33 protein-coding genes are annotated in these 22,539 nt (G+C 68.5%); 24 read left to right on the top strand and 9 right to left on the bottom strand.

Features of this window, described 5'->3' with window-relative positions; genetic code table 11:
- Window positions 1-96 precede the first annotated feature (96 nt).
- The 3 genes from AC07BS_RS32300 to AC07BS_RS32290 form a co-directional block, all read right to left on the bottom strand.
- Window positions 97-696, bottom strand: a complete 600-nt coding sequence (locus tag AC07BS_RS32300) for a phage tail tube protein (RefSeq protein ID WP_478647099.1) — start codon at window positions 694-696, stop codon at window positions 97-99.
- 109 nt (window positions 697-805) lie between these two features.
- Window positions 806-1,213, bottom strand: a complete 408-nt coding sequence (locus AC07BS_RS32295; protein ID WP_478935267.1) for a hypothetical protein — start codon at window positions 1,211-1,213, stop codon at window positions 806-808.
- Between the two features lie 134 nt (window positions 1,214-1,347).
- Entirely contained in the window at window positions 1,348-2,052 is a 705-nt protein-coding gene (locus tag AC07BS_RS32290) for a hypothetical protein (RefSeq protein WP_478935266.1), read from the bottom strand.
- A gap of 216 nt (window positions 2,053-2,268) precedes the next feature.
- On the opposite strand from AC07BS_RS32290, the gene AC07BS_RS32285 reads away from it, so the two are divergent.
- A complete protein-coding gene (locus AC07BS_RS32285; RefSeq protein ID WP_478935265.1) occupies window positions 2,269-2,562 on the top strand; it encodes a hypothetical protein in 294 nt (97 codons plus the stop codon).
- Window positions 2,563-2,697: 135 nt separating this feature from the next.
- On the opposite strand, the gene AC07BS_RS32280 is transcribed toward AC07BS_RS32285, so the two are convergent.
- Genes AC07BS_RS32280 through AC07BS_RS32270 form a run of 3 tightly spaced genes read right to left on the bottom strand, consistent with a single transcriptional unit; the run spans window position 2,698 to window position 3,778 of the window.
- The gene (locus tag AC07BS_RS32280) at window positions 2,698-2,877 is read right to left on the bottom strand and encodes a hypothetical protein (RefSeq protein WP_478647094.1); all 180 of its coding nucleotides are present in this window, start codon (window positions 2,875-2,877) and stop codon (window positions 2,698-2,700) included.
- A complete protein-coding gene (locus AC07BS_RS32275; protein WP_478935264.1) occupies window positions 2,874-3,461 on the bottom strand; it encodes a hypothetical protein in 588 nt (195 codons plus the stop codon). The genes AC07BS_RS32280 and AC07BS_RS32275 overlap by 4 nt, the downstream gene beginning before the upstream one ends.
- Window positions 3,461-3,778 (bottom strand): WhiB family transcriptional regulator, encoded by a 318-nt coding sequence (locus AC07BS_RS32270; protein ID WP_478647091.1) that lies wholly within the window; start codon window positions 3,776-3,778, stop codon window positions 3,461-3,463. The genes AC07BS_RS32275 and AC07BS_RS32270 overlap by 1 nt, the downstream gene beginning before the upstream one ends.
- 287 nt (window positions 3,779-4,065) lie before the next feature.
- On the opposite strand from AC07BS_RS32270, the gene AC07BS_RS32265 reads away from it, so the two are divergent.
- The 5 genes from AC07BS_RS32265 to tuf all read left to right on the top strand — a co-directional run bounded on the left by AC07BS_RS32265 (window position 4,066) and on the right by tuf (window position 9,256).
- On the top strand, window positions 4,066-4,533 hold the full coding sequence (locus AC07BS_RS32265) for a helix-turn-helix domain-containing protein (protein ID WP_478935263.1): 468 nt from the start codon (window positions 4,066-4,068) through the stop codon (window positions 4,531-4,533).
- Between the two features lie 347 nt (window positions 4,534-4,880).
- Window positions 4,881-5,252, top strand: a complete 372-nt coding sequence (gene rpsL / locus AC07BS_RS32260) for a 30S ribosomal protein S12 (RefSeq protein ID WP_003948652.1) — start codon at window positions 4,881-4,883, stop codon at window positions 5,250-5,252.
- Window positions 5,253-5,254: 2 nt separating this feature from the next.
- Window positions 5,255-5,725, top strand: a complete 471-nt coding sequence (gene rpsG, locus AC07BS_RS32255) for a 30S ribosomal protein S7 (protein WP_004950419.1) — start codon at window positions 5,255-5,257, stop codon at window positions 5,723-5,725.
- A gap of 39 nt (window positions 5,726-5,764) precedes the next feature.
- Entirely contained in the window at window positions 5,765-7,888 is a 2,124-nt protein-coding gene (gene fusA / locus AC07BS_RS32250) for an elongation factor G (RefSeq protein WP_478647088.1), read from the top strand.
- Window positions 7,889-8,062: 174 nt separating this feature from the next.
- Window positions 8,063-9,256, top strand: coding sequence for an elongation factor Tu (gene tuf / locus AC07BS_RS32245; RefSeq protein WP_478647087.1), 1,194 nt, complete (start codon window positions 8,063-8,065; stop codon window positions 9,254-9,256).
- A 109-nt stretch (window positions 9,257-9,365) separates the two neighbouring features.
- Here the strand turns inward: tuf and AC07BS_RS32240 are convergent, their stop codons facing one another.
- The 3 genes from AC07BS_RS32240 to AC07BS_RS32230 all read right to left on the bottom strand — a co-directional run bounded on the left by AC07BS_RS32240 (window position 9,366) and on the right by AC07BS_RS32230 (window position 13,545).
- Window positions 9,366-10,235: a metallophosphoesterase family protein gene (locus AC07BS_RS32240; RefSeq protein ID WP_478935262.1), complete on the bottom strand. Its 870-nt coding sequence runs from the start codon at window positions 10,233-10,235 to the stop codon at window positions 9,366-9,368.
- Window positions 10,236-10,309: 74 nt separating this feature from the next.
- On the bottom strand, window positions 10,310-11,314 hold the full coding sequence (locus tag AC07BS_RS32235; protein WP_478647085.1) for an ArsR/SmtB family transcription factor: 1,005 nt from the start codon (window positions 11,312-11,314) through the stop codon (window positions 10,310-10,312).
- Between the two features lie 101 nt (window positions 11,315-11,415).
- Window positions 11,416-13,545, bottom strand: a complete 2,130-nt coding sequence (locus AC07BS_RS32230) for a PIG-L family deacetylase (RefSeq protein WP_478935261.1) — start codon at window positions 13,543-13,545, stop codon at window positions 11,416-11,418.
- A 627-nt stretch (window positions 13,546-14,172) separates the two neighbouring features.
- On the opposite strand from AC07BS_RS32230, the gene rpsJ reads away from it, so the two are divergent.
- The 18 genes from rpsJ to rplR all read left to right on the top strand — a co-directional run bounded on the left by rpsJ (window position 14,173) and on the right by rplR (window position 22,509).
- Window positions 14,173-14,481, top strand: a complete 309-nt coding sequence (gene rpsJ / locus AC07BS_RS32225) for a 30S ribosomal protein S10 (protein ID WP_003948644.1) — start codon at window positions 14,173-14,175, stop codon at window positions 14,479-14,481.
- 13 nt (window positions 14,482-14,494) lie between these two features.
- A complete protein-coding gene (gene rplC, locus AC07BS_RS32220) occupies window positions 14,495-15,139 on the top strand; it encodes a 50S ribosomal protein L3 (RefSeq protein WP_004950432.1) in 645 nt (214 codons plus the stop codon).
- An 8-nt stretch (window positions 15,140-15,147) separates the two neighbouring features.
- Window positions 15,148-15,798 (top strand): 50S ribosomal protein L4, encoded by a 651-nt coding sequence (gene rplD, locus AC07BS_RS32215; RefSeq protein WP_058046828.1) that lies wholly within the window; start codon window positions 15,148-15,150, stop codon window positions 15,796-15,798.
- A complete protein-coding gene (rplW, locus tag AC07BS_RS32210; protein WP_030368414.1) occupies window positions 15,798-16,121 on the top strand; it encodes a 50S ribosomal protein L23 in 324 nt (107 codons plus the stop codon). Before rplD ends, rplW begins: the two co-directional genes overlap by 1 nt.
- 40 nt (window positions 16,122-16,161) lie before the next feature.
- Window positions 16,162-16,998 carry a 50S ribosomal protein L2 gene (rplB, locus tag AC07BS_RS32205; RefSeq protein ID WP_478647081.1) on the top strand — a complete coding sequence of 279 codons (837 nt, stop codon included), beginning with the start codon at window positions 16,162-16,164 and terminating at the stop codon, window positions 16,996-16,998.
- A gap of 12 nt (window positions 16,999-17,010) precedes the next feature.
- Window positions 17,011-17,292 carry a 30S ribosomal protein S19 gene (gene rpsS / locus AC07BS_RS32200; protein WP_478647079.1) on the top strand — a complete coding sequence of 94 codons (282 nt, stop codon included), beginning with the start codon at window positions 17,011-17,013 and terminating at the stop codon, window positions 17,290-17,292.
- 43 nt (window positions 17,293-17,335) lie between these two features.
- A complete protein-coding gene (gene rplV / locus AC07BS_RS32195) occupies window positions 17,336-17,683 on the top strand; it encodes a 50S ribosomal protein L22 (RefSeq protein ID WP_030685471.1) in 348 nt (115 codons plus the stop codon).
- Window positions 17,683-18,501, top strand: coding sequence for a 30S ribosomal protein S3 (gene rpsC / locus AC07BS_RS32190; protein ID WP_004950446.1), 819 nt, complete (start codon window positions 17,683-17,685; stop codon window positions 18,499-18,501). The genes rplV and rpsC overlap by 1 nt, the downstream gene beginning before the upstream one ends.
- Window positions 18,502-18,506: 5 nt before the next feature.
- Entirely contained in the window at window positions 18,507-18,926 is a 420-nt protein-coding gene (gene rplP, locus AC07BS_RS32185; RefSeq protein ID WP_106677952.1) for a 50S ribosomal protein L16, read from the top strand.
- Window positions 18,926-19,150 (top strand): 50S ribosomal protein L29, encoded by a 225-nt coding sequence (gene rpmC / locus AC07BS_RS32180; RefSeq protein WP_384101756.1) that lies wholly within the window; start codon window positions 18,926-18,928, stop codon window positions 19,148-19,150. Before rplP ends, rpmC begins: the two co-directional genes overlap by 1 nt.
- Window positions 19,150-19,431 carry a 30S ribosomal protein S17 gene (gene rpsQ / locus AC07BS_RS32175; RefSeq protein ID WP_109281737.1) on the top strand — a complete coding sequence of 94 codons (282 nt, stop codon included), beginning with the start codon at window positions 19,150-19,152 and terminating at the stop codon, window positions 19,429-19,431. Before rpmC ends, rpsQ begins: the two co-directional genes overlap by 1 nt.
- A gap of 95 nt (window positions 19,432-19,526) precedes the next feature.
- Window positions 19,527-19,895 (top strand): 50S ribosomal protein L14, encoded by a 369-nt coding sequence (gene rplN, locus AC07BS_RS32170; RefSeq protein ID WP_099199421.1) that lies wholly within the window; start codon window positions 19,527-19,529, stop codon window positions 19,893-19,895.
- 3 nt (window positions 19,896-19,898) lie between these two features.
- On the top strand, window positions 19,899-20,210 hold the full coding sequence (rplX, locus tag AC07BS_RS32165) for a 50S ribosomal protein L24 (protein WP_478647077.1): 312 nt from the start codon (window positions 19,899-19,901) through the stop codon (window positions 20,208-20,210).
- Complete coding sequence (gene rplE / locus AC07BS_RS32160; protein WP_126914685.1) at window positions 20,210-20,761, top strand: 50S ribosomal protein L5; 552 nt, start codon at window positions 20,210-20,212, stop codon at window positions 20,759-20,761. Before rplX ends, rplE begins: the two co-directional genes overlap by 1 nt.
- Before the next feature lie 5 nt (window positions 20,762-20,766).
- On the top strand, window positions 20,767-20,952 hold the full coding sequence (locus AC07BS_RS32155) for a type Z 30S ribosomal protein S14 (RefSeq protein ID WP_004946670.1): 186 nt from the start codon (window positions 20,767-20,769) through the stop codon (window positions 20,950-20,952).
- A 210-nt stretch (window positions 20,953-21,162) separates the two neighbouring features.
- The gene (rpsH, locus tag AC07BS_RS32150) at window positions 21,163-21,561 is read left to right on the top strand and encodes a 30S ribosomal protein S8 (RefSeq protein WP_478647075.1); all 399 of its coding nucleotides are present in this window, start codon (window positions 21,163-21,165) and stop codon (window positions 21,559-21,561) included.
- Between the two features lie 21 nt (window positions 21,562-21,582).
- The gene (gene rplF, locus AC07BS_RS32145) at window positions 21,583-22,122 is read left to right on the top strand and encodes a 50S ribosomal protein L6 (protein ID WP_190111586.1); all 540 of its coding nucleotides are present in this window, start codon (window positions 21,583-21,585) and stop codon (window positions 22,120-22,122) included.
- A gap of 3 nt (window positions 22,123-22,125) precedes the next feature.
- Entirely contained in the window at window positions 22,126-22,509 is a 384-nt protein-coding gene (gene rplR, locus AC07BS_RS32140; protein ID WP_478647073.1) for a 50S ribosomal protein L18, read from the top strand.
- Window positions 22,510-22,539 lie beyond the last annotated feature (30 nt).

Raw genomic sequence — 22,539 nt, 5'->3', positions numbered from 1 at the left:
TTTGCCACCGCACACTTCTACACCCCCCCCCCCCCCCCCCGCGGCTCCCCCCCTCCCCCCCCCCCCCCCCCCCCCCCCCCCCCCCCCCCCGCGGGGTTACTTGCCGGTGGCCGGGGCCGGGTCCGCCGCGTAGGCCGCGTCCTTCATCAGCCACGTGGCCAGCGCCTCGCCCGGCTTCTGCGCCAGGGCGGTGAAGGTGACGCCCAGCTTGACGGCGCCCTTGCGGTTGAGGTCCATGTCGTCCTGGACGGTGACCAGGCCGCGCGGGATGACGATGCGGTACTTGATGTCCGCGCCGTCGCTGAACTCCAGGCCCAGCGCGCGCTCGTCCTCGCCCTGGTTGGTCTGGATCTCGTACTTGTAGACGCCGTTGTTGACGACGCCCGGGTCGATCTTGCCGCCGCCGAAGAAGAACGGCAGCGTGTCCTTGTTGAGCTGCAGCATGCCGAACTTCACCGTCAGCTCGCGCTCGGTGTAGATGGTGCGGGCCGGGGTGAGCGACTGCCAGGTGTCGACGTTGGCCGTCTTGCCCTTGCGGCTGAACTTCACGCCGTCGGTGCTGGTGTAGCCGAGGTCGCGCCAGCCGGCGCCCCACTCGGCGGAGTTGAGGTCGGTCGGGCCGACGGTGCCGGGCTGGGCGACGAGGATGCGGCCGGTGCCGGCCACGCGGATCTCGCTCGGGTTCATACCGGGCATGGGGTTCTCCTTGAAGAGACGTGAAGAGGGATGAAGTGGTGGATGACGAAGGCCCCGCCGGGATCGGCGGGGCCTTTGGGGCGGGTGGTGCGCTACTCCGGGCGGTGCTCTACTCCGGGCGGAGCGAGAAGCGCACGGTGGTGAGGTAGCGATTGCCGGCGGGCCGGTTGTAGTCCGGGAGCCAGCGCACGGCCTCGGTCTCGACGACGTCGGTGACGACCGCCGTGCCGTAGCGGGTGCCGCGGAGCTGGAGGAGGGCGGCGCGGACGGCGAGCGACACGGCGTGTGCCGCCGTCTTGTCCGGTCCGTAGACCTCCAGCTCGACGAGGGGCTGGTCGAGGTGGAGGTCGTCGACCCAGGCGCCGCCGGTCCGGGAGACCAGCACCGCCTTCCGCGTACCGTCGAAGTCGGCGGGCGGACGGTTGTCGACGACCACGCCGGCCAGCTCCGGCCGGTACTTGAGGTTCTCGACGACGAGGCGTTCCACGTCGGGGAACGAGAGCTGTGCTTCGTTCACAGGTGCTCCTTTGCGTAACGCGAAGCGGCGGACGCCGTGCCCTTGTCGTGGGCACAGCTCCGCCGCTGCATCTATTGTGAACGAGATCGCGCGAGTGCGCAACAAGTAGTTTCGAGCCCGCAATCAGAAGGGGTTCAGTAGCCCGGCCCCAGCCGCAGCGTCTCCTCCCGCACCTCCGCTATCCGGGCCTCCACCTCGTGGTACCGGTCGACGACCTCGCGCCCCGGCCCGAGTTCGACACGACCCGCGTCCAGGTCGCGCAGGTGGTCGCCGATGGCGTTCAGGCGGACCTCCAGGGCGAACTTGCCCTGCGCGGCCGGGCCCGCCCAGGCCAGTTCGCCGGCGGCCGCGGCCAGGGTCGCGTGGGCGCGCTCCCGGACCGGCGCGATCTTCTCCCGCAGCTCCGCGAGGCCGGTGGCGGTGTCGGCGATGTCCCGGGTGAGCGCGGCCACCTTCTCCATGACGGCTACGCGCGACCCGATGTACTCCGAGAGGTACTCGACGGCCGGCGTCATCACCTCGAAGTCCACGTCGGAGGCCGCCTCGACGGGGTCGTCGCGCCAGGACGCGCGCGTGCGCCCGTACGCCGCCGTCTCGTCGCGTACGTCGTCCCAGAACTCCTCGACGCCGGCGAACCGCGCCCGGACCGACTTCCCCGGCAGGCCCGTCCCCTCGGCGAGCAACTCCTCGAGCACCTCGCGCATCTCGCGGAGGGTGTCGAGGTTCTCGCACGTCATGCGGTGGGCGTCGTCCGCCATGGTGAGCATGGCGCTGAAGGTCTCGCGCGCCTCGGCCAGCATCTCGTCGTACGTGGGCTCCGCCCGCTTCCGCCCCCACATGCTCCGTCCGCCCCTCTTCCGCGTCCCCGTGCCGTATACATAAAGGATCTTATGTTCGAACCGACTGTCCGGTTCGTATCGCGGAACGTTCCCCTGAGGAGACGGAGTGTCAGGGCAGCGGGATAGATTAATGGGCACGGAGGGGCAAATGAGTCGGCGAACAGCACCAGGGGGCGGCATGAGCGGGTACGTCGTGGCATGCGGGGGGTGCGCTCGATGAGTTCGCACAGCGAGCGGATCACCGAGGTCGTGGCCGCCACCGTCGAGGTCGCCGCCGAGTCCGGGCAGGCCGGGATGTTCACCGACGAGGTCGCCCAGGCGCTCACCTCCGTCGTGGGGAAGCTCGCCGCCAAGGCGGTCGACGCCGCCGAGGTGCGGGGGTTCGTCAGCGGCTGGCAGGAGGCCGTCGAGGCCGCCGACGGCCCGGGGCGGCAGCCCGCGCCCGGCGCGCAGGTCTACCGCATGCCGTCGTGGAGCGCCGCCGACTCCAGCGAGCCGTCCAACGCCTAGTCGGGGAGTGTCAGGGCGCGTACGCCGAATGCCCCGGAGCCGTGCGGGCTCCGGGGCATTCGTATGGAGAGGCACTCGTACAGAGGGCATTCGTATGTCTCGTACAGAGGCACTCGTATATATAGGGCGCTCGGGCTACCGCTCGTGTGCCCGGCGCGTCGCGCGTTCCGCCGCGAAGACGTCCTCCAGCCGGAAGAGGTGCCCGCGGCCGCGCCGCCCCGCCGGGGCGAGGTGCCCCAGCTGGACCCACTTGCGGATCGTGTCGGGGACGACGGCCGCCTCCTGGGCCGCGATCGCCGTGGTCACCAGGCTCATCGCCGCACCCCCTCCCCGCGTCCGAGCCACTCCGCGCGGTCCCACGCGTGGCGGTGCCGGTCGTCCGTACGGCAGGGGCAGGCCACGTCGTCGCAGCGGCAGCCCGGGTTCACGCACAGCACCTCCTCGCGCCGCGGGAAGACGCGCAGCGACACCGAGTCGCAGTACGGGCAGCGACCCCCCACGCGGACCGGGGTCTCCGTGCCGCCGAGCGCGACGGCGCAGCGGTGCGCCATCCGGCGGGCCTCGCCGCGCACATGGACGGCGAGCGTGGCGTCGGGGTGGGCGGCCACCCGGTCCAGCAGGGCGAGCAGACGGAGCAGCCGCTCGGGGACCGTGCCGCGGCGCGGCCGCGGCAGGCGCAGCTTCTCGCAGACGGCCTCCTCCAGTTCCACCACGCCGTCGGTGATGTCGCGGATGGTGTCGGAGACGAAGAGGCGGACGGGCGTGCCGGGCCCGGACCGGGGGCGGGGACCGGCGGGGGAGGGGCGGGCGCCGCGGCCGGGGGCGAGCTCCCGGCCCAGCTCGGGGAACTGGCGGAGCAGGATGCCCAGCCAGGTCCCGGCGTCGTCGTTCGTGGTCATCACTGCTCCTGCTCCTGCTTCTGGGGGTGCTCGGGCGGCGCGGGTATCCGCACCTCCCGGCCGTTGCGCCACAGCCGTCCGCCGCTGACGCCGTCGAAGAAGCTCTCCGCCGGCGCGACGGCCTCCAGGCAGGGGCGCCGTACGGGGCAGCCGGCGCAGGCCCGCAGCGCGGGGAGCGCCGCCGCGGGCCGCCGGGCGAAGACGGCCGCGTCCGGCAGGCCGGCGCAGGCGGCGTATGTGCGCCAGTCGGCGGAACGGCGGGCGGGGCCGGGGTGCGGATAGCCGGCGACGGGGGCGCGGAGCGCGGATGCGGGCATGGCGGGTCGGTCCCTCCACGGGGCGGACGGGTACGTGTTGCGTGGGCGTGCGGCGGCGAGGCTCGTTGCGAGGTTGCGAGGGCGCTTGTTGCGGTGGCGCAATGAACACTAGACAGCTTGCGTGCGAGAGCGCAACAAATGACAAGTGCATATGCCCCGGCCCGCCCCGCACCTGCGAAAACCGGCGAATTTACCTCTGCGGGGTGGCGAGTTGCGACCCCGCGCATCATCCTGTTCATTGCGTGCGCGAACGGACGGTAGGGTTTTGGGTGCGGAGGGAGCGTGCTATGGGCGAAAAGGGCTCGGACATGGAACGGTTCGCGAGCTGGGTCGAGCGGCTGATGCGGGAGCGCGGCTACGACATCGACAGCCCGCGGGGCGGTGGCAGGTCGCGTCTGGCGGAGGACGCCGGGGTGCATCGCGCGGCGGTGACCCGGTTGCTGCAGCGCCAGAGCCTGCCGGACCTGGAGACCATGCGCGCCCTGGCGCGGGTCCTGGGCGTCGGGCTGCGCGAGATGCTGATCGAGTCCGGCAAGGTGTCGGCGGAGGACCTCCCGCTGCCGGGCGGGACGCCCGCCGGTGCGGTCGCCCGGGCCGCCGGGCGTGTGACGCCGCCGGAGGCCGCCGAGCTGCTGGGCATCCCGGACAGCCACCGGCGCCAGTTCGTGGAGATGACGGAGATGATCCTCGCCGTCAGCGGGGCTCGTCCGGACGATGCCCGACCCGCTCGGAGGGGCGTGTCGGCCGGCCGCTGAGTGTGGCCGGCATCACCCCTTCGGCGACCCCCGGCGCGCCCCGCGAGGCCCCTTTGAACTGCGACGTGCGCAGGCCACGGGGGTGTCCTCCGTGTGTGCATTTGTTTTGACCCCAGCCCATGCGGTAGGTACGCTCTGACCTTGTGCCTGGGGTGTCCCTGGGCTCTCGTGCGTGCCTTCAAACCGTGCGAGGGGCCCGGACCCGAGCGTTCCCGGAACGGCTCGGAGACACCGAATCTGCATCCAACCGCCATTCGGCGGGGGTCTGCAGCCTTCGACACGCCCGACCGCGTGGGTCGGCGGGTTCCCGGGTTAGTTTTATCGAGATCACAGAAACCGGAGAAACGGTGCCTACGATCCAGCAGCTGGTCCGGAAGGGCCGGCAGGACAAGGTCGAGAAGAACAAGACGCCCGCACTCGAGGGTTCGCCCCAGCGCCGCGGCGTCTGCACGCGTGTTTTCACGACCACCCCGAAGAAGCCGAACTCGGCGCTCCGTAAGGTCGCGCGTGTGCGTCTGACCTCCGGTATCGAGGTCACCGCTTACATTCCGGGTGAGGGCCACAACCTGCAGGAGCACTCCATCGTGCTCGTCCGCGGTGGCCGTGTGAAGGACCTGCCGGGTGTTCGCTACAAGATCATCCGCGGTTCCCTCGACACGCAGGGCGTCAAGAACCGTAAGCAGGCTCGCAGCCGCTACGGCGCCAAGAAGGAGAAGTAAGAATGCCTCGTAAGGGCCCCGCCCCGAAGCGCCCGGTCATCATCGACCCGGTTTACGGCTCCCCTCTGGTGACGTCGCTGATCAACAAGATCCTCCTGCACGGCAAGCGCTCCACCGCCGAGCGCATCGTGTACGGCGCCATGGAGGGTCTGCGCGAGAAGACCGGCAACGACCCGGTCATCACCCTCAAGCGCGCTCTCGAGAACGTGAAGCCGGCTCTCGAGGTCAAGTCCCGCCGCGTCGGTGGCGCCACCTACCAGGTGCCGGTCGAGGTCCGTCCGGGCCGCGCCTCCACCCTGGCGCTGCGCTGGCTGGTCGGTTACTCCCGCGCCCGTCGCGAGAAGACCATGACCGAGCGCCTCATGAACGAGCTGCTGGACGCCTCGAACGGTCTCGGCGCCTCGGTCAAGAAGCGTGAGGACACGCACAAGATGGCCGAGTCCAACAAGGCCTTCGCGCACTACCGCTGGTAGTCGCTACCCCCATCGAGAACCGAGAGAAGACTGAGCCATATGGCCACCACTTCGCTTGACCTGGCCAAGGTCCGCAACATCGGGATCATGGCCCACATCGACGCGGGCAAGACGACCACCACCGAGCGGATCCTGTTCTACACCGGTGTTTCGTACAAGATCGGTGAGGTCCACGACGGCGCTGCCACGATGGACTGGATGGAGCAGGAGCAGGAGCGCGGCATCACGATCACGTCTGCCGCGACGACCTGCCACTGGCCGCTGAACGACGTCGACCACACCATCAACATCATCGACACCCCGGGCCACGTCGACTTCACCGTCGAGGTGGAGCGTTCGCTGCGCGTGCTCGACGGTGCCGTGACGGTGTTCGACGGCGTCGCCGGTGTTGAGCCCCAGTCCGAGACCGTTTGGCGTCAGGCGGACCGCTACGGCGTGCCGCGTATCTGCTTCGTCAACAAGCTGGACCGTACGGGTGCCGAGTTCCACCGCTGCGTCGACATGATCGTCGACCGCCTGGGCGCGGTTCCGCTGGTCATGCAGCTGCCGATCGGTGCCGAGGCCGACTTCAAGGGCGTGGTCGACCTCGTCCAGATGAAGGCTCTGGTCTGGTCCGCCGAGGCCGCCAAGGGCGAGATGTACGACGTCGTCGACATCCCGGCCACGCACACCGAGGCTGCCGAGGAATGGCGCGGCAAGCTCCTCGAGGGTGTCGCCGAGCACGACGACGCCATGATGGAGCTCTTCCTCGAGGGCCAGGAGCCCACCGAGGAGCAGCTGATGGCGGCCATCCGCCGCATCACGCTGGCCTCCAAGGGCGGCGCCGACTCCGTCACCGTCACCCCGGTGTTCTGTGGCACCGCGTTCAAGAACAAGGGCGTTCAGCCCCTGCTCGACGCGGTCGTGCGCTACCTGCCGTCGCCGCTGGACATCGAGGCCGTTGAGGGCCACGCGGTCAACAACGCCGACGAGGTCGTCAAGCGCAAGCCGTCCGACGACGAGCCGTTCGCCGGTCTTGCCTTCAAGATCATGAGCGACCCGCACCTCGGCAAGCTCACCTTCGTCCGGGTTTACTCGGGCCGCATGGAGGCCGGCACCCAGGTGCAGAACTCCGTGAAGGGCAAGAAGGAGCGCATCGGCAAGATCTACCGCATGCACGCGAACAAGCGTGAGGAGATCGACTCGGTGGGTGCCGGCGACATCGTCGCCGTCATGGGTCTCAAGCAGACCACCACCGGTGAGACCCTCTGCGACGCGGGCAACCCGGTGATCCTCGAGTCGATGGACTTCCCGGCCCCGGTCATCCAGGTCGCCATTGAGCCCAAGTCCAAGGGCGACCAGGAGAAGCTGGGTGTCGCCATCCAGCGCCTCGCCGAGGAGGACCCGTCCTTCCAGGTCCACACGGACGAGGAGACGGGCCAGACCATCATCGCGGGTATGGGCGAGCTGCACCTCGACGTGCTGGTCGACCGTATGCGCCGTGAGTTCAAGGTCGAGGCCAACGTCGGCAAGCCGCAGGTCGCGTACCGCGAGACGATCCGCAAGGCCGTCGAGCGTATCGACTACACGCACAAGAAGCAGACTGGTGGTTCCGGCCAGTTCGCGAAGGTGCAGATCGCGATCGAGCCCCTCGAGGGCGACGGTTACGAGTTCGAGAACAAGGTCACCGGTGGCCGTATCCCGCGGGAGTACATCCCGTCCGTGGACGCGGGTTGCCAGGAGGCCATGGAGTTCGGTGTTCTGGCCGGCTACCCGCTGACCGGCGTCAAGGTGACGCTGCTCGACGGTGCCTACCACGACGTCGACTCCTCCGAGCTCGCGTTCAAGATCGCCGGTTCCATGGCGTTCAAGGAAGGTGCCCGCAAGGCGTCGCCGGCTCTGCTCGAGCCGATGATGTCCGTCGAGGTCACCACCCCCGAGGACTACATGGGCGACGTCATCGGTGACATCAACTCCCGCCGTGGCCAGATCCAGGCCATGGAGGACCGTCACGGCGCCAAGCTCGTCAAGGGCCTGGTTCCGCTGTCGGAGATGTTCGGCTACGTCGGCGACCTCCGCAGCAAGACCTCGGGTCGCGCAAGCTACTCGATGCAGTTCGACTCCTACGCCGAGGTTCCGCGGAACGTCGCCGAGGAGATCATCGCGAAGGCCAAGGGCGAGTAAACGGGCTCCCGTCTCCACAGACGAGGCTCACGCTTTAGGCTTGACACCGACTGTCGGGGCATTCCCTTGCAAACCGTGAGGAATGCATCGGATGCCCCGGCGGACGGCACCCCAGCAAAGATCCCTGGCGCCGACCGAATCTAGGCGTACAGAACCACTCCCAGGAGGACCCCAGTGGCGAAGGCGAAGTTCGAGCGGACTAAGCCGCACGTCAACATCGGCACCATCGGTCACGTCGACCACGGTAAGACGACCCTTACCGCGGCGATCACCAAGGTGCTGCACGACGCGTACCCGGACCTGAACCCCTTCACGCCTTTCGACGAGATCGACAAGGCCCCGGAGGAGCGTCAGCGCGGTATCACCATCTCGATCGCGCACGTCGAGTACCAGACCGAGTCGCGTCACTACGCCCACGTTGACTGCCCGGGTCACGCGGACTACATCAAGAACATGATCACCGGTGCCGCCCAGATGGACGGCGCGATCCTCGTGGTCGCCGCGACCGACGGTCCGATGCCGCAGACCAAGGAGCACGTGCTCCTGGCCCGCCAGTCCGGCGTTCCGTACATCGTTGTCGCCCTGAACAAGGCCGACATGGTGGACGACGAGGAGATCCTGGAGCTCGTCGAGCTCGAGGTCCGTGAGCTCCTCAACGAGTACGAGTTCGACGGCGACAACGCTCCGGTCGTCCAGGTCTCCGCGCTGAAGGCGCTGGAGGGCGACAAGGAGTGGGGCGAGAAGCTCCTCGGCCTGATGAAGGCTGTCGACGAGAACATCCCGCAGCCCGAGCGTGACGTCGACAAGCCGTTCCTGATGCCGATCGAGGACGTCTTCACGATCACCGGTCGTGGCACCGTCGTCACCGGTCGTATCGAGCGTGGTGTCCTGAAGGTCAACGAGACCGTCGACATCATCGGCATCAAGAACGAGAAGACCTCGACCACCGTCACCGGTATCGAGATGTTCCGCAAGCTGCTCGACGAGGGCCAGGCCGGTGAGAACGTCGGTCTGCTGCTCCGCGGCATCAAGCGCGAGGACGTCGAGCGCGGCCAGTGCATCATCAAGCCGGGTTCGGTCACCCCGCACACCGAGTTCGAGGCCACGGCCTACATCCTGTCGAAGGACGAGGGTGGCCGTCACACCCCGTTCTTCAACAACTACCGTCCGCAGTTCTACTTCCGTACGACTGACGTGACCGGTGTTGTGACCCTCAAGGAGGGCACGGAGATGGTCATGCCCGGCGACAACGCCGAGATGACCGTCAACCTGATCCAGCCCGTCGCCATGGAGGAGGGCCTGCGCTTCACCATCCGTGAGGGCGGCCGCACCGTCGGCGCCGGCCAGGTCACCAAGATCAACAAGTAAGTCCGCTTGCTTGACGGTCTGACCTGAAGGTCGACAGAAGGGCCCGCACACCGCGAGGTGTGCGGGCCCTTCCGTGTTTCCGGGTCCGGGTCCGGGGCCTTCGGATGCCTCAGCGGTCCTCGTCCGGGACGTACGGCAGGATCTGCCGCAGCAGCCCCCTGGGGTGGCCCCGGCGCCGCCACTCCCTCGGGTAGCCGACCGAGACCTCCTCGAACCGCACCCCGTCGTACCAGGTCGTACGCGGGATGTGGAGGTGCCCGTAGACCACCGCCGCCGTCCTGAACCGGGTGTGCCAGTCCTTCGTCAGCACCGTCCCGCACCACTGGGTGAACTCCTGGTACGTCATGACCTCCGTCGGCCGGCGGACCAGCGGCCAGTGGCTGACCAGCACCAGCGGTACGGACGGATCGTGCGCGGCCAGCCGCTCCTCGGTGGCCGCGACCCGGGCCCGGCACCAGTCCTCCGCACCCGCGTACGGCTCCGGGTGCAGCAGGTACTCGTCCGTGCAGATGATCCCCGCGGCACGGGCCTGCTCCAGCGACTCCTCCTTGGTGGTCGCCGTGGGCGTGCGGAAGGTGTAGTCGTACAAGGCGAACACCGGCGCCACGGCCACCGGGCCGCCCTCGCCGTCCCACACCGGCCACGGGTCCTCGGGCGTCACCACGCCCAGCCCCCGGCACATCTCCACCAGGTACTCGTAGCGCGCCACGCCGCGCAGCGTCACCGGATCGGTCTTGGGCGTCCACAGCTCATGGTTGCCCGGCGTCCAGACGACCTTGGCGAAGCGGCCCGCGAGCAGCTTGAGCGTGCGTTCGACGTCCGCCGACTTCTCGGCGACGTCGCCGGCCACGATCAGCCAGTCGTCGTCGGTGGTGGGGCGCAGGGACTCGGCGATGGGCACGTTGTCGGTCATGCCGGTGTGCAGGTCGCTGACGGCCAGGAGCCGCCGGCCGGAGCTGGGCGATTTCGGCTGCTGCATGGGCCCACCGTAGGCGCTGTGATCCGATGGGCCGTCAGGAGTAGGCAAAAAAGTGAGCGACGGAATCCCGTCGCTCAGCCGGCGATGTCCCTGGCCAGCGGCCCGCGGCCGTTGAGCAGGTCCCGGCCCAGCACGCTGAGCATGTGGTAGGCCCTGCCGTTGGTGCGGTGGGTGGTGATCAGTCCGGCGTCGCGGAGGACGGTGGCGTGGTGGCTGGCGGTGGCCATGGCGATACGGACCCGGCGGGCCAGCTCGCTGGTGGTGCAGCCGCGCGCGGTGGCCTCCAGGACCTCGGCGCGGGTGCGGCCCAGCAGGGCGGCCAGCGGCGGCTCGCCGCGTGGCTCACGGGGGCCGTGGACGTCCGCCAGCCAGCCCGGGTCGTGGGTGACCGGGTACACCAGGACCGGCGGGAGCTCCGGGTCGCGCAGCACGGTGGGGGCGCGCCAGCAGAAGAAGGAGGGCACGAGCCGCAGCCCGCGCCCGTCGAGGTGGACGTCCTCGTTGGTGCCGGGGATGGCCACCTCCAGCACCGGTGGGTTCCAGCGCACGGCGGGGTGGAGGGTGGCCAGCAGGTGCTCGCCGCCGCTGTGGAGGATCGACTGGGAGCGGGTGGCCCGGTCGGCCGAAACGTGCTCCTTCATCTTGCCCAGGTAGGGGCGGACCGCCAGGTCGTGGAAGGCGGTGAGGCCGTCGCCCAGGGCGTGGAGCGCGGCGAGGTCGCCCGTGGCGAGGGCGCGGGTGAAGGGCAGGGCGCGGCGCTCGGGCGCGAGGAGCTCCAGGTCGTGGCGGAGCGTGTGGCGGGGCAGGGACAGCATGGCGTCGAGGCCCTCGCGCAGGCCCTCGGCGGATTCCGGCGGGGTGAGGAAGTCGGGGGAGTAGCCGCGGGGCGGGGTCAGGGCGAGCAGCCGGCGCATGGGGTCGGTCAGCCGGCCGCGGATCCGCTCGCGCCACTGCCCGAACACCAGGGGGCCCTGGCCCGTCTGGACCATGTGGGCCGCCAGCAGCGTCTCCCACATGATGTCGGGCTCCGCGGCCACCCTGATGCGGCCGAGGTCGACGCCGGTGAAGTGAATGCGCACGCCTTTGCCACTGCCCCCGGGGCACGCGGCTTGAACGTGGCGGTGGCCGAGGAGGGGGACTCCTCGGCCACTCGGGTGAAACCGGTGCGTACGGGGGGCGCTCAGGCGCCCGAACCGGGCGCGGGGCGCCAGACCCAGGGTGTGGCGTCGGGGGCGAGCCCCACGGCGCACAGCCGGTGGCTCGCGTCCGTCAGCAGCGCGGGGGTGGCCACGGGGACGTGGTCGCCGGAGGGGCGTACGGGGGAGTCCCCGGACTCGGCGTCGGTCAGCTGTATTCCGCCGTTCAGGGCGCGGCCGAGCACCATCATGGCGTCCTTGCGGCCCCGCTGCGGGACCGTGGCCGCGGCCAGCGCGCCGTAGCCGGCGAAGGACCGCAGCCCGGACCCGGAGGTCGGCTCGGCGGCGGTGCCGTCGTCGGTGAGGCGGTACGCGACCGGCTCGGCCGTGGCGGGCGTGCGGTAGACGACGGTGAGCGCGCCGTCCGGGCCGAGCGCCGCGGCCACCTGGTCGCCGCCGGGGCCGGGCAGGCCCTTGAGGGGCATGTGGCGCACCGGACGGTCGGGGCTCTCCTGGCTCCAGTGGTGGACGGTGTCGCGGCCGACGCCGAAGACGTGGACGCGGTTCTGCCGGTCCAGGGCGACGGTCAGGCCCTCCTGGATGTCCTGGCCGTGGAGGCTCTGCCACTTCCCCCAGCTGCCGTCGGCCTCGCGGACGCGGCTGGAGAGGCCCTTGCCGGCGTTGCGGACGAAGAGGTGGACCCGCCCGTCCGGGGTGGCGACGGCGGCGGGCACGCCGACCCGGCGGCCGCGCTCGGTCCTGCGCTCGGGGTTGCCGAGGCCCTTCCAGGCCTTGAAGGAGCCGCCCGGGGTGCGCTGCTCCAGGACGACGATCTCGCGGCTGTTGGAGCGGCCCTGGCCCTCCAGCCCGGAGAAGCGCAGCGCGAACAGCAGCCGGCGGCCCTTGGCGTCCTTGACCGAGGCCAGCGAGGGGGCGAGCGGTCCGCCGCCGAGGTTCTGCGGGGTGCCCCAGCGGCCGCTGCCGGGGGCGGACTCCTGCCAGCGCACGGCCTGGAGGCCGAGCACGCCGTAGGCCTCCAGGCGGCCGGCGCGGTCGCTGTCGGGGGTGACGACGGCGCCCGGGTAGCGGTAGTGGGTGGAGCGGATCCAGCCCTTGCGGTTCTTGAGCGGGCGGTCGCCGCCCTGGCCGTAGTCGCCGCAGCCGGCGGTGTTGCCGCACTGCCAGGTGGGGGCGCCGCCGTAGGCCTCGACCAGGCGGTGCTTGGCGTCGACGATCTCGGTGGGGAGGTTGTGCGGCCAGCGCTGGTTGTAGTACCCGCGGAAGGAAGTGACCGCGAAGCGTGGCGGGTGGCCGTCACGCCGGGTCGTCTCGGCGACCCACTGGGACATCGCCTTCCAGGTGAAGAGGGCGGTCGGTGTGTGGTCGCGGTGATCCGAGCACGCCCCGTAGTCGTTGTCCTTGGGGTGGGTGGCGTCGTGGACCTGGTAGTCGGGGTCGGGGTCCATGGTGTGGACGACCGTGGGCCGGTACCTGGCCATGATCCCGGCCAGCGCGTCCACCAGCGTCTTGTGGCGGTAGGTGCTCACGGTGGTGCACGGGGAGCCGGTGGCGACCAGGCTCTGCATCACGGCGTACGGGCGTTCCCACAGCTGGGGCAGCCGGGTGTTGCCGGCGGAGAGCATGGCGATGTTGAGGAAGATCAGCCGGGCCGCGCGGGCGCCGTTGACCAGCTCGTCGATCTCGGCCCGGACACCACCCGGAAGGTCGATCACCGATGTCTTCCAGCGGGTGAACCTGTCCTTGCCGATCATCTCGGCGTAGGCGTGCCGCAGGCCCTGGTGGCGGGCGGAGGAGTAGGCGGCCTTGTCGGGCCTGGGCGGGGGCATCCCCGGGATCCAGTTCTGCCCGACGGCCTCGCCGGCCGTGACGTAGACGGAGACGACGGGGACGCCCGCGGAGACCAGCCGCTGGGCGTCGGGGTTCATGAAGAACAGGTCGTCGTCGGGGTGGGCCATGACCTGCAGCAGCAGGGCCTTGCCGGTGCTGTTGAACGACTGCGTGGCGCTGGGGTCGACGGATTCCACGGCATCGGGGGAGGCGGCGACCCGGCCCGATCCCCCGGCGCTGCAGCCGACCGCCGTGGCCGCCGCCACGGTGGTGATCCCGGCGAGCACGGCCCGGCGGGAGATGCCCCTGCGCTGTGAGATGTTCAACTAAGTGTCTCCGTCCCGTCGTGCGGCGCGCGCAGTCCCCGGCTGTCCCGGCGTGTAGAGGGACGGCTGAGGCGGGGCGCGGGTTGCCCAAGGCACGACAAAGCCTGCCGGTGATGGCGGGGTGGCCGGCTCCGTGGCGTCCGTCGGCGGGTGACGGCCGCGGCAGCGGGCTTTTCGACGACCATAGTGTCCCGTATGTCGGCGGGGTGGTTTGACAAGTGCGCCGCTCGGGGTACGGTCTTCTGCCGCGATTGGCGCCCCTCGGGGGCGGTATGGCACAATGTTCAGGTTGCTCGGTTGAGTGCCGATGCTGCGCGCCTCCCGCCGGGAGGACTGGAAGCGAGTCCCGCAGTACTCGTCGTCCCTTATAAGGGGCGGAAGTACGGGAATCTTCCGGGAAGTGTCAGCGGGGCCCCATCCAGGCACTCGGTGGGTGTTCTTCCCCCACAACCCCCTTCATCAGGGACTTCTCCTTAGGGAGAGCTGCTGGAAGGGGCGCGACACGCCCGACCGCGTGGGTCGGAGGTGGAGCGGGGAAGGACGGCGTCCCCGGCCGTTTCGGCATTTCCGGAGCGCGCGGCTCGCCGAGTTCCAGAGCGTTACGAGAGACAGGACTACGAAGTAGCCATGGCGGGACAGAAGATCCGCATCCGGCTCAAGGCCTACGACCACGAGGTCATCGACTCCTCGGCGAAGAAGATCGTCGAGACGGTGACCCGCACTGGTGCGTCGGTCGCGGGCCCGGTGCCGCTGCCCACTGAGAAGAACGTGTACTGCGTCATCAAGTCGCCGCACAAGTACAAGGACTCGCGCGAGCACTTCGAGATGCGCACGCACAAGCGCCTCATCGACATCCTCGACCCCACGCCGAAGACGGTTGACTCGCTCATGCGTCTCGACCTGCCGGCTGGCGTCGACATCGAGATCAAGCTCTGAGGTGACGCGCGAGATGGCTAAGCAGATCAAGGGCGTCCTGGGCGAGAAGCTCGGCATGACGCAGGTCTGGGACGAGAACAACCGTGTCGTCCCGGTCACCGTCGTCAAGGCCGGCCCCTGCGTCGTGACGCAGGTCCGTACCAACGACGCCGACGGCTACGAGTCGGTCCAGATCGCCTTCGGCGAGATCGACCCGCGCAAGGTGAACAAGCCCCTCAAGGGCCACTTCGCCAAGGCCGACGTGACCCCCCGCCGCCACCTGGTGGAGATCCGCACCTCCGACGCGGCCGAGTACACCCTCGGCCAGGAGATCACCGCGGACGTGTTCGAGGCCGGCGTCAAGGTTGACGTCACCGGCAAGAGCAAGGGCAAGGGCTTCGCCGGTGTCATGAAGCGCCACAACTTCCGTGGCCTCGGCGCCGGGCACGGCACCCAGCGCAAGCACCGCTCCCCCGGTTCCATCGGTGGCTGCGCCACCCCGGGCCGTGTGTTCAAGGGCCTCCGCATGGCGGGCCGCATGGGCAACGAGCGGGTCACCACCCAGAACCTGACCGTCCACGCCGTTGACGCGGAGAAGGGCCTGCTCCTGATCAAGGGCGCGGTTCCTGGTCCGAACGGCGGCCTCGTCCTGGTCCGTACCGCGGCCAAGGGGGCCTGAGGTAACCGATGAGCACCATTGACATCCTTTCGCCGGCGGGCGACAAGGCCGGGACCGTCGAGCTCCCCGCGGAGATCTTCGACGCCAAGGTCAGCGTTCCGCTGATCCACCAGGTCGTCGTCGCGCAGCTGGCCGCTGCCCGCCAGGGCACGCACAAGACCAAGACTCGCGGCGAGGTCCGTGGTGGTGGCAAGAAGCCTTACCGCCAGAAGGGCACCGGTCGCGCCCGTCAGGGTTCGACCCGCGCGCCGCAGTTCGCCGGTGGTGGCGTCGTGCACGGTCCCGTGCCGCGTGACTACTCGCAGCGCACCCCGAAGAAGATGAAGGCCGCCGCCCTGCGCGGTGCCCTCTCGGACCGCGCTCGTCACTCCCGCATCCACGTCGTCTCCGACGTGGTCGAGGGTGCGGCGTCCACCAAGGCCGCCAAGAGCCTGTTCGGCAAGATCAGCGAGCGGAAGAACCTGCTCCTGGTCGTCGAGCGCTCCAACGAGGCCGCGTGGCTGTCCGCCCGCAACCTGCCCCAGGTTCACATCCTGGAGCCGGGCCAGCTGAACACGTACGACGTGCTCGTCTCCGACGACGTGGTCTTCACCCAGGCCGCCTTCGAGTCCTTCGTGTCTGGCCCCAAGGCCGTTGAGACCGAAGGGAGCGAGGCCTGATGACTGAGGCCGTCGTCACCAGCAAGACGTTCTCGGACCCGCGCGACCTCCTGGTCAAGCCGGTCGTCTCCGAGAAGAGCTACGCGCTGCTGGACGAGAACAAGTACACGTTCATCGTCGACCCGCGCGCCAACAAGACCCAGATCAAGCAGGCCGTCGAGGCGGTCTTCTCGGTCAAGGTCACCGGGGTCAACACGATCAACCGTCAGGGTAAGCGCAAGCGCACCAAGACCGGTTTCGGCAAGCGCGCCAACACCAAGCGCGCCATCGTGACCCTCGCCGAGGGCGACCGTATCGACATCTTCGGCGGTCCGACCGCCTAAGGGCGGTCTGGATCGTCCGGAATCGGACGAGGACTGAGAAATGGGTATCCGCAAGTACAAGCCGACGACCCCGGGCCGTCGTGGCTCCAGCGTCGCCGACTTTGTCGAGATCACGCGGTCCACGCCGGAGAAGTCGCTGGTCCGCCCCCTGCACAGCAAGGGCGGCCGTAACAACACCGGTCGTGTGACCGTCCGTCACCAGGGTGGTGGCCACAAGCGCGCCTACCGTGTGATCGACTTCCGTCGCCACGACAAGGACGGCGTGCCGGCCAAGGTCGCTCACATCGAGTACGACCCCAACCGCACCGCTCGCATCGCGCTGCTGCACTACGCAGACGGCGAGAAGCGCTACATCATCGCTCCGCGTGGCCTGAACCAGGGCGACCGGATCGAGAACGGCCCCACGGCCGACATCAAGCCGGGCAACAACCTGGCCCTGCGCAACATCCCGGTCGGTACCACGATCCACGCGATCGAGCTCCGTCCGGGCGGTGGCGCCAAGTTCGCCCGCTCCGCCGGTGCCTCCGTGCAGCTGCTCGCGAAGGAGGGCCAGATGGCCCACCTGCGCATGCCGTCCGGTGAGATCCGTCTGGTCGACGTGCGCTGCCGCGCCACCGTCGGCGAGGTCGGCAACGCCGAGCAGTCGAACATCAACTGGGGCAAGGCCGGCCGTATGCGCTGGAAGGGCGTTCGCCCGACCGTCCGCGGTGTCGCCATGAACCCGGTCGACCACCCGCACGGTGGTGGTGAGGGTAAGACCTCCGGTGGTCGCCACCCGGTCTCCCCGTGGGGTCAGAAGGAGGGTCGTACTCGTTCTCCCAAGAAGGCGAGCAACAAGTACATCGTCCGCCGCCGCAAGACGAACAAGAAGCGCTAGGAGCGGGTTTAGATGCCGCGTAGTCTCAAGAAGGGACCCTTCGTTGACGGCCACCTCATGAAGAAGGTGGACGCTCAGAACGAAGCTGGTACCAAGAACGTCATCAAGACCTGGTCCCGCCGCTCCATGATCGTGCCGGCCATGCTGGGCCACACGCTGGCGGTGCACAACGGCAAGACGCACGTCCCGGTGTTCGTCACCGAGTCGATGGTCGGCCACAAGCTCGGCGAGTTCTCGCCGACCCGCACCTTCCGCGGCCACGTGAAGGACGACCGGAAGTCGAAGCGCCGCTAATCGCGGGGTGTGAACGACTATGACTGACACCGAAGGGACAACCATGGAAGCCAGGGCCCAGGCGCGGTACATCCGCGTCACGCCCATGAAGGCCCGCCGCGTGGTGGACCTCATCCGTGGCATGGACGCCACGGAGGCTCAGGCGGTCCTGCGTTTCGCCCCGCAGGCCGCGAGCGTGCCGGTCGGCAAGGTGCTGGACAGCGCCATTGCCAACGCCGCGCACAACTACGACCACACGGACGCCTCCTCGCTGTACATCAGCGAGGCGTACGTCGACGAGGGCCCGACCCTGAAGCGGTTCCGTCCGCGTGCCCAGGGCCGTGCCTACCGGATCCGCAAGCGGACCAGCCACATCACCGTGGTCGTCAGCAGCAAGGAAGGAACCCGGTAATGGGCCAGAAGGTTAACCCGCACGGGTTCCGGCTCGGTGTGACCACGGACTTCAAGTCCCGTTGGTACGCCGACAAGCTCTACAAGGACTACGTCAAGGAAGACGTCGCCATTCGTCGCATGATGACGAAGGGCATGGAGCGCGCTGGTATCTCCAAGGTTGAGATCGAGCGCACCCGCGACCGCGTCCGCGTTGACATCCACACCGCCCGCCCGGGCATCGTCATCGGTCGCCGTGGCGCCGAGGCCGACCGCATCCGTGGCGAGCTGGAGAAGCTGACCGGCAAGCAGGTCCAGCTGAACATCCTCGAGGTCAAGAACCCCGAGGTCGACGCTCAGCTGGTGGCCCAGGCCGTCGCCGAGCAGCTGTCCTCCCGCGTCTCCTTCCGTCGCGCCATGCGTAAGAGCATGCAGTCGACGATGAAGGCCGGCGCCAAGGGCATCAAGATCCAGTGCGGTGGCCGTCTCGGCGGCGCCGAGATGTCCCGCTCGGAGTTCTACCGCGAGGGCCGTGTGCCCCTGCACACGCTCCGCGCGAACGTCGACTACGGCTTCTTCGAGGCCAAGACCACCTTCGGCCGCATCGGCGTGAAGGTCTGGATCTACAAGGGCGACGTCAAGAACATCGCCGAGGTCCGCGCCGAGAACGCCGCTGCGCGTGCGGGCAACCGCCCGTCCCGTGGCGCCGGCGACCGCCCGGCCCGTGGTGGCCGTGGTGGCGAGCGTGGCGGCCGCGGCCGCAAGCCGCAGCAGGCTGCCGAGGCCCCCAAGGCCGAGGCCACCGCTGCTCCGGCTGAGTCCACCGGAACGGAGGCCTGACCGACATGCTGATCCCTCGCAGGGTCAAGCACCGCAAGCAGCACCACCCCAAGCGGAACGGCATGGCCAAGGGTGGCACCGAGCTGGCGTTCGGTGAGTACGGCATCCAGGCCCTGACCCCGGCCTACGTGACGAACCGGCAGATCGAGTCCGCTCGTATCGCCATGACCCGTCACATCAAGCGTGGCGGCAAGGTGTGGATCAACATCTACCCGGACCGTCCGCTGACGAAGAAGCCCGCCGAGACCCGCATGGGTTCCGGTAAGGGTTCCCCCGAGTGGTGGATCGCGAACGTCAAGCCCGGTCGGGTGATGTTCGAGCTGTCCTTCCCGAACGAAAAGGTTGCTCGTGAGGCGCTGACCCGCGCCGCCCACAAGCTTCCGATGAAGTGCCGCATTGTTCGGCGCGAGGCAGGTGAGTCGTGATGGCTGCCGGTACCAAGGCGACCGAGCTGCGTGAGCTGAACAACGAGGACCTCGTTGCCAAGCTCCGTGAGGCCAAGGAAGAGCTGTTCAACCTCCGCTTCCAGGCGGCGACCGGACAGCTTGAGAACCACGGCCGGCTGAAGGCCGTCCGCAAGGACATCGCCCGGATCTACACCCTGATGCGGGAGCGCGAGCTCGGCATCGAGACGGTGGAGAACGCCTGATGAGCGAGAAGAACGTGACTGAGAAGACCGAGCGCGGCTTCCGCAAGACCCGTGAGGGTCTGGTCGTCAGCGACAAGATGGACAAGACCGTCGTTGTCGCCGTCGAGGACCGCGTCAAGCACGCGCTGTACGGCAAGGTCATCCGCCGTACCAACAAGCTCAAGGCGCACGACGAGCAGAACGCTGCCGGCGTCGGCGACCGCGTCCTCCTGATGGAGACGCGTCCGCTGTCGGCGACCAAGCGCTGGCGCGTCGTCGAGATCCTCGAGAAGGCCAAGTAATTTCTGAGGGAATCTCCCTCAGATAAGTTCCGCCAGGCTCGGCAGGGGCTCCTCGGAGCCCCTGCCGGGAACCGGCAGACGATCAGGAGATAGACGTGATCCAGCAGGAGTCGCGACTTCGGGTCGCCGACAACACTGGTGCCAAGGAGATCCTTTGCATCCGTGTTCTCGGTGGTTCGGGTCGCCGCTACGCGGGCATCGGTGACGTCATCGTCGCCACCGTCAAGGACGCGATCCCCGGTGGCAACGTGAAGAAGGGTGACGTCGTCAAGGCCGTCATCGTTCGCACCGTCAAGGAGCGCCGCCGTCCGGATGGCTCGTACATCCGTTTCGACGAGAACGCCGCTGTCGTTCTCAAGAACGACGGTGACCCCCGCGGCACCCGTATCTTCGGCCCCGTGGGCCGAGAGCTGCGCGAGAAGAAGTTCATGAAGATCGTCTCGCTCGCGCCGGAGGTGCTGTAACCGATGAAGATCAAGAAGGGCGACCTGGTCCAGGTCATCACCGGTAAGGACAAGGGCAAGCAGGGCAAGGTCATCGTGGCCATGCCCAGCGAGAACCGCGTCCTCGTCGAGGGTGTCAACCGGGTCAAGAAGCACACCAAGGCCGCGCAGAACCAGGCCGGTGGCATCGTCACGACCGAGGCCCCCATCCACGTGAGCAACGTTCAGCTCGTCGTGGAGAAGGACGGCAAGAAGGTCGTCACGCGCGTCGGCTACCGCTTCGATGAGAACGGCAACAAGATCCGCGTTGCCAAGCGGACGGGTGAGGACATCTGATGGCTACCACTCCGCGTCTCAAGACGAAGTACCGCGAGGAGATCTCGGGCAAGCTGCGTGAGGAGTTCTCCTACGAGAACGTCATGCAGGTTCCCGGCCTCACCAAGATCGTGGTCAACATGGGTGTGGGCGACGCCGCCCGCGACTCCAAGCTGATCGAGGGCGCCATCCGCGACCTCACCACGATCACCGGCCAGAAGCCGGCCGTCACCAAGGCTCGCAAGTCCATCGCGCAGTTCAAGCTGCGTGAGGGCCAGCCGATCGGTGCCCACGTCACCCTCCGTGGCGACCGCATGTGGGAGTTCCTGGACCGCACCCTGTCGCTCGCGCTCCCGCGCATCCGCGACTTCCGTGGTCTGTCCCCGAAGCAGTTCGACGGTCGGGGCAACTACACCTTCGGTCTCACGGAGCAGGTCATGTTCCACGAGATCGACCAGGACAAGATCGACCGCGTCCGGGGTATGGACATCACCGTGGTCACCACGGCGACCAACGACGACGAGGGCCGCGCCCTCCTCCGTCACCTCGGCTTCCCCTTCAAGGAGGCGTGACCGAGATGGCGAAGAAGTCTCTGATCGCGAAGGCCGCGCGCAAGCCGAAGTTCTCGGTTCGTGCGTACACCCGCTGCAACCGCTGCGGCCGCCCGCACTCCGTTTACCGCAAGTTCGGCCTCTGCCGCGTGTGCCTTCGTGAGATGGCTCACCGTGGCGAGCTGCCGGGCGTGACCAAGAGCTCCTGGTAACAACCCACTTGGGTTGACCAGGGCTCTCGGTAAGCATCAAGGATGGTGGGGCCCAGTCCTTCACTCGCGTAGAGTTGAAGGGTTGGGCGCCCGCCGCCCATGACCGTCTTACTACGCCGTAGGTCCCCGCGCCGCACCCGTCCCGACTTCAGTTCGGGGAGAGGGATGGCGCAGATAGGAAACCACGGCGAGAGAGGCCGAAGGCCAAACATGACCATGACCGATCCGATCGCAGACATGCTGACCCGTCTGCGGAACGCGAACTCGGCTTACCACGACACCGTGGCCATGCCCCACAGCAAGATCAAGGCGCACATCGCCGAGATCCTGCAGCAGGAGGGCTACATCGCCGGCTGGAAGGTCGAGGACGCCGAGGTCGGCAAGTCCCTCGTCGTCGACCTGAAGTTCGGTCCGAACCGTGAGCGCTCCATCGCGGGCATCAAGCGGATCTCGAAGCCGGGCCTCCGGGTCTACGCAAAGTCCACCAACCTGCCGAAGGTCCTCGGCGGCCTGGGCGTGGCGATCATCTCCACGTCCCACGGTCTCCTGACCGGCCAGCAGGCCAGCAAGAAGGGCGTGGGTGGGGAAGTCCTCGCCTACGTCTGGTAATCGGGAACGGAGGAATAGCTAATGTCGCGTATTGGCAAGCTGCCCATCCAGGTTCCCGCTGGTGTGGACGTCACCATCGATGGCCGTGACGTGCAGGTGAAGGGTCCCAAGGGCACCCTGAACCTGACGATCTCCGCTCCCATCGAGATCGCCAAGGGCGAGGACGGCGTTCTGAACGTCACCCGTCCCAACGACGAGCGTCAGAACAAGGCCCTGCACGGCCTGTCCCGCACGCTGGTGGCGAACATGATCACCGGCGTGACCCAGGGCTACAGCAAGGCTCTTGAGATCAGCGGTGTCGGTTACCGCGTCCAGGCGAAGGGCTCCAACCTGGAGTTCTCCCTGGGCTACAGCCACCCGATCCTGATCGAGGCCCCTGAGGGCATCACCTTCAAGGTCGAGTCGCCCACCAAGCTCAGCGTCGAGGGCATCGACAAGCAGAAGGTCGGCGAGGTTGCCGCCAACATCCGCAAGCTTCGCAAGCCCGACCCCTACAAGGCCAAGGGCGTGAAGTACGCGGGCGAGGTCATCCGCCGCAAGGTCGGAAAGGCTGGTAAGTAAGCCATGGCATACGGTGTGAAGATCGCCAAGGGTGACGCGTACAAGCGCGCCGCCAAGGCCCGCCGCCACATCCGTATCCGGAAGAACATTTCCGGTACGGCCGAGCGCCCGCGCCTCGTCGTGACGCGTTCCAACCGTGGTATCACCGCTCAGGTCATCGACGACATCAAGGGTCACACCCTGGCGTCGGCGTCGCACCTGGACGCGTCGGTCCGTGGTGGCGAGGGCGACAAGAGCGCCCAGGCCAAGAAGGTCGGCGCCCTGGTTGCCGAGCGTGCCAAGGCCGCCGGTGTCGAGGCCGTCGTGTTCGACCGTGGTGGCAACCAGTACGCCGGGCGCATCGCCGCTCTGGCGGACGCCGCCCGCGAAGCCGGGCTGAAGTTCTAAGCCCCGGTTCCGGAGCTAGCGGACGTAACA

It is taken from the genome of Streptomyces sp. NPDC044063 (assembly GCF_056434285.1).
Note: the sequence above shows the minus strand (reverse complement) of the source record. Positions and strands in the feature narration are given on the sequence as shown.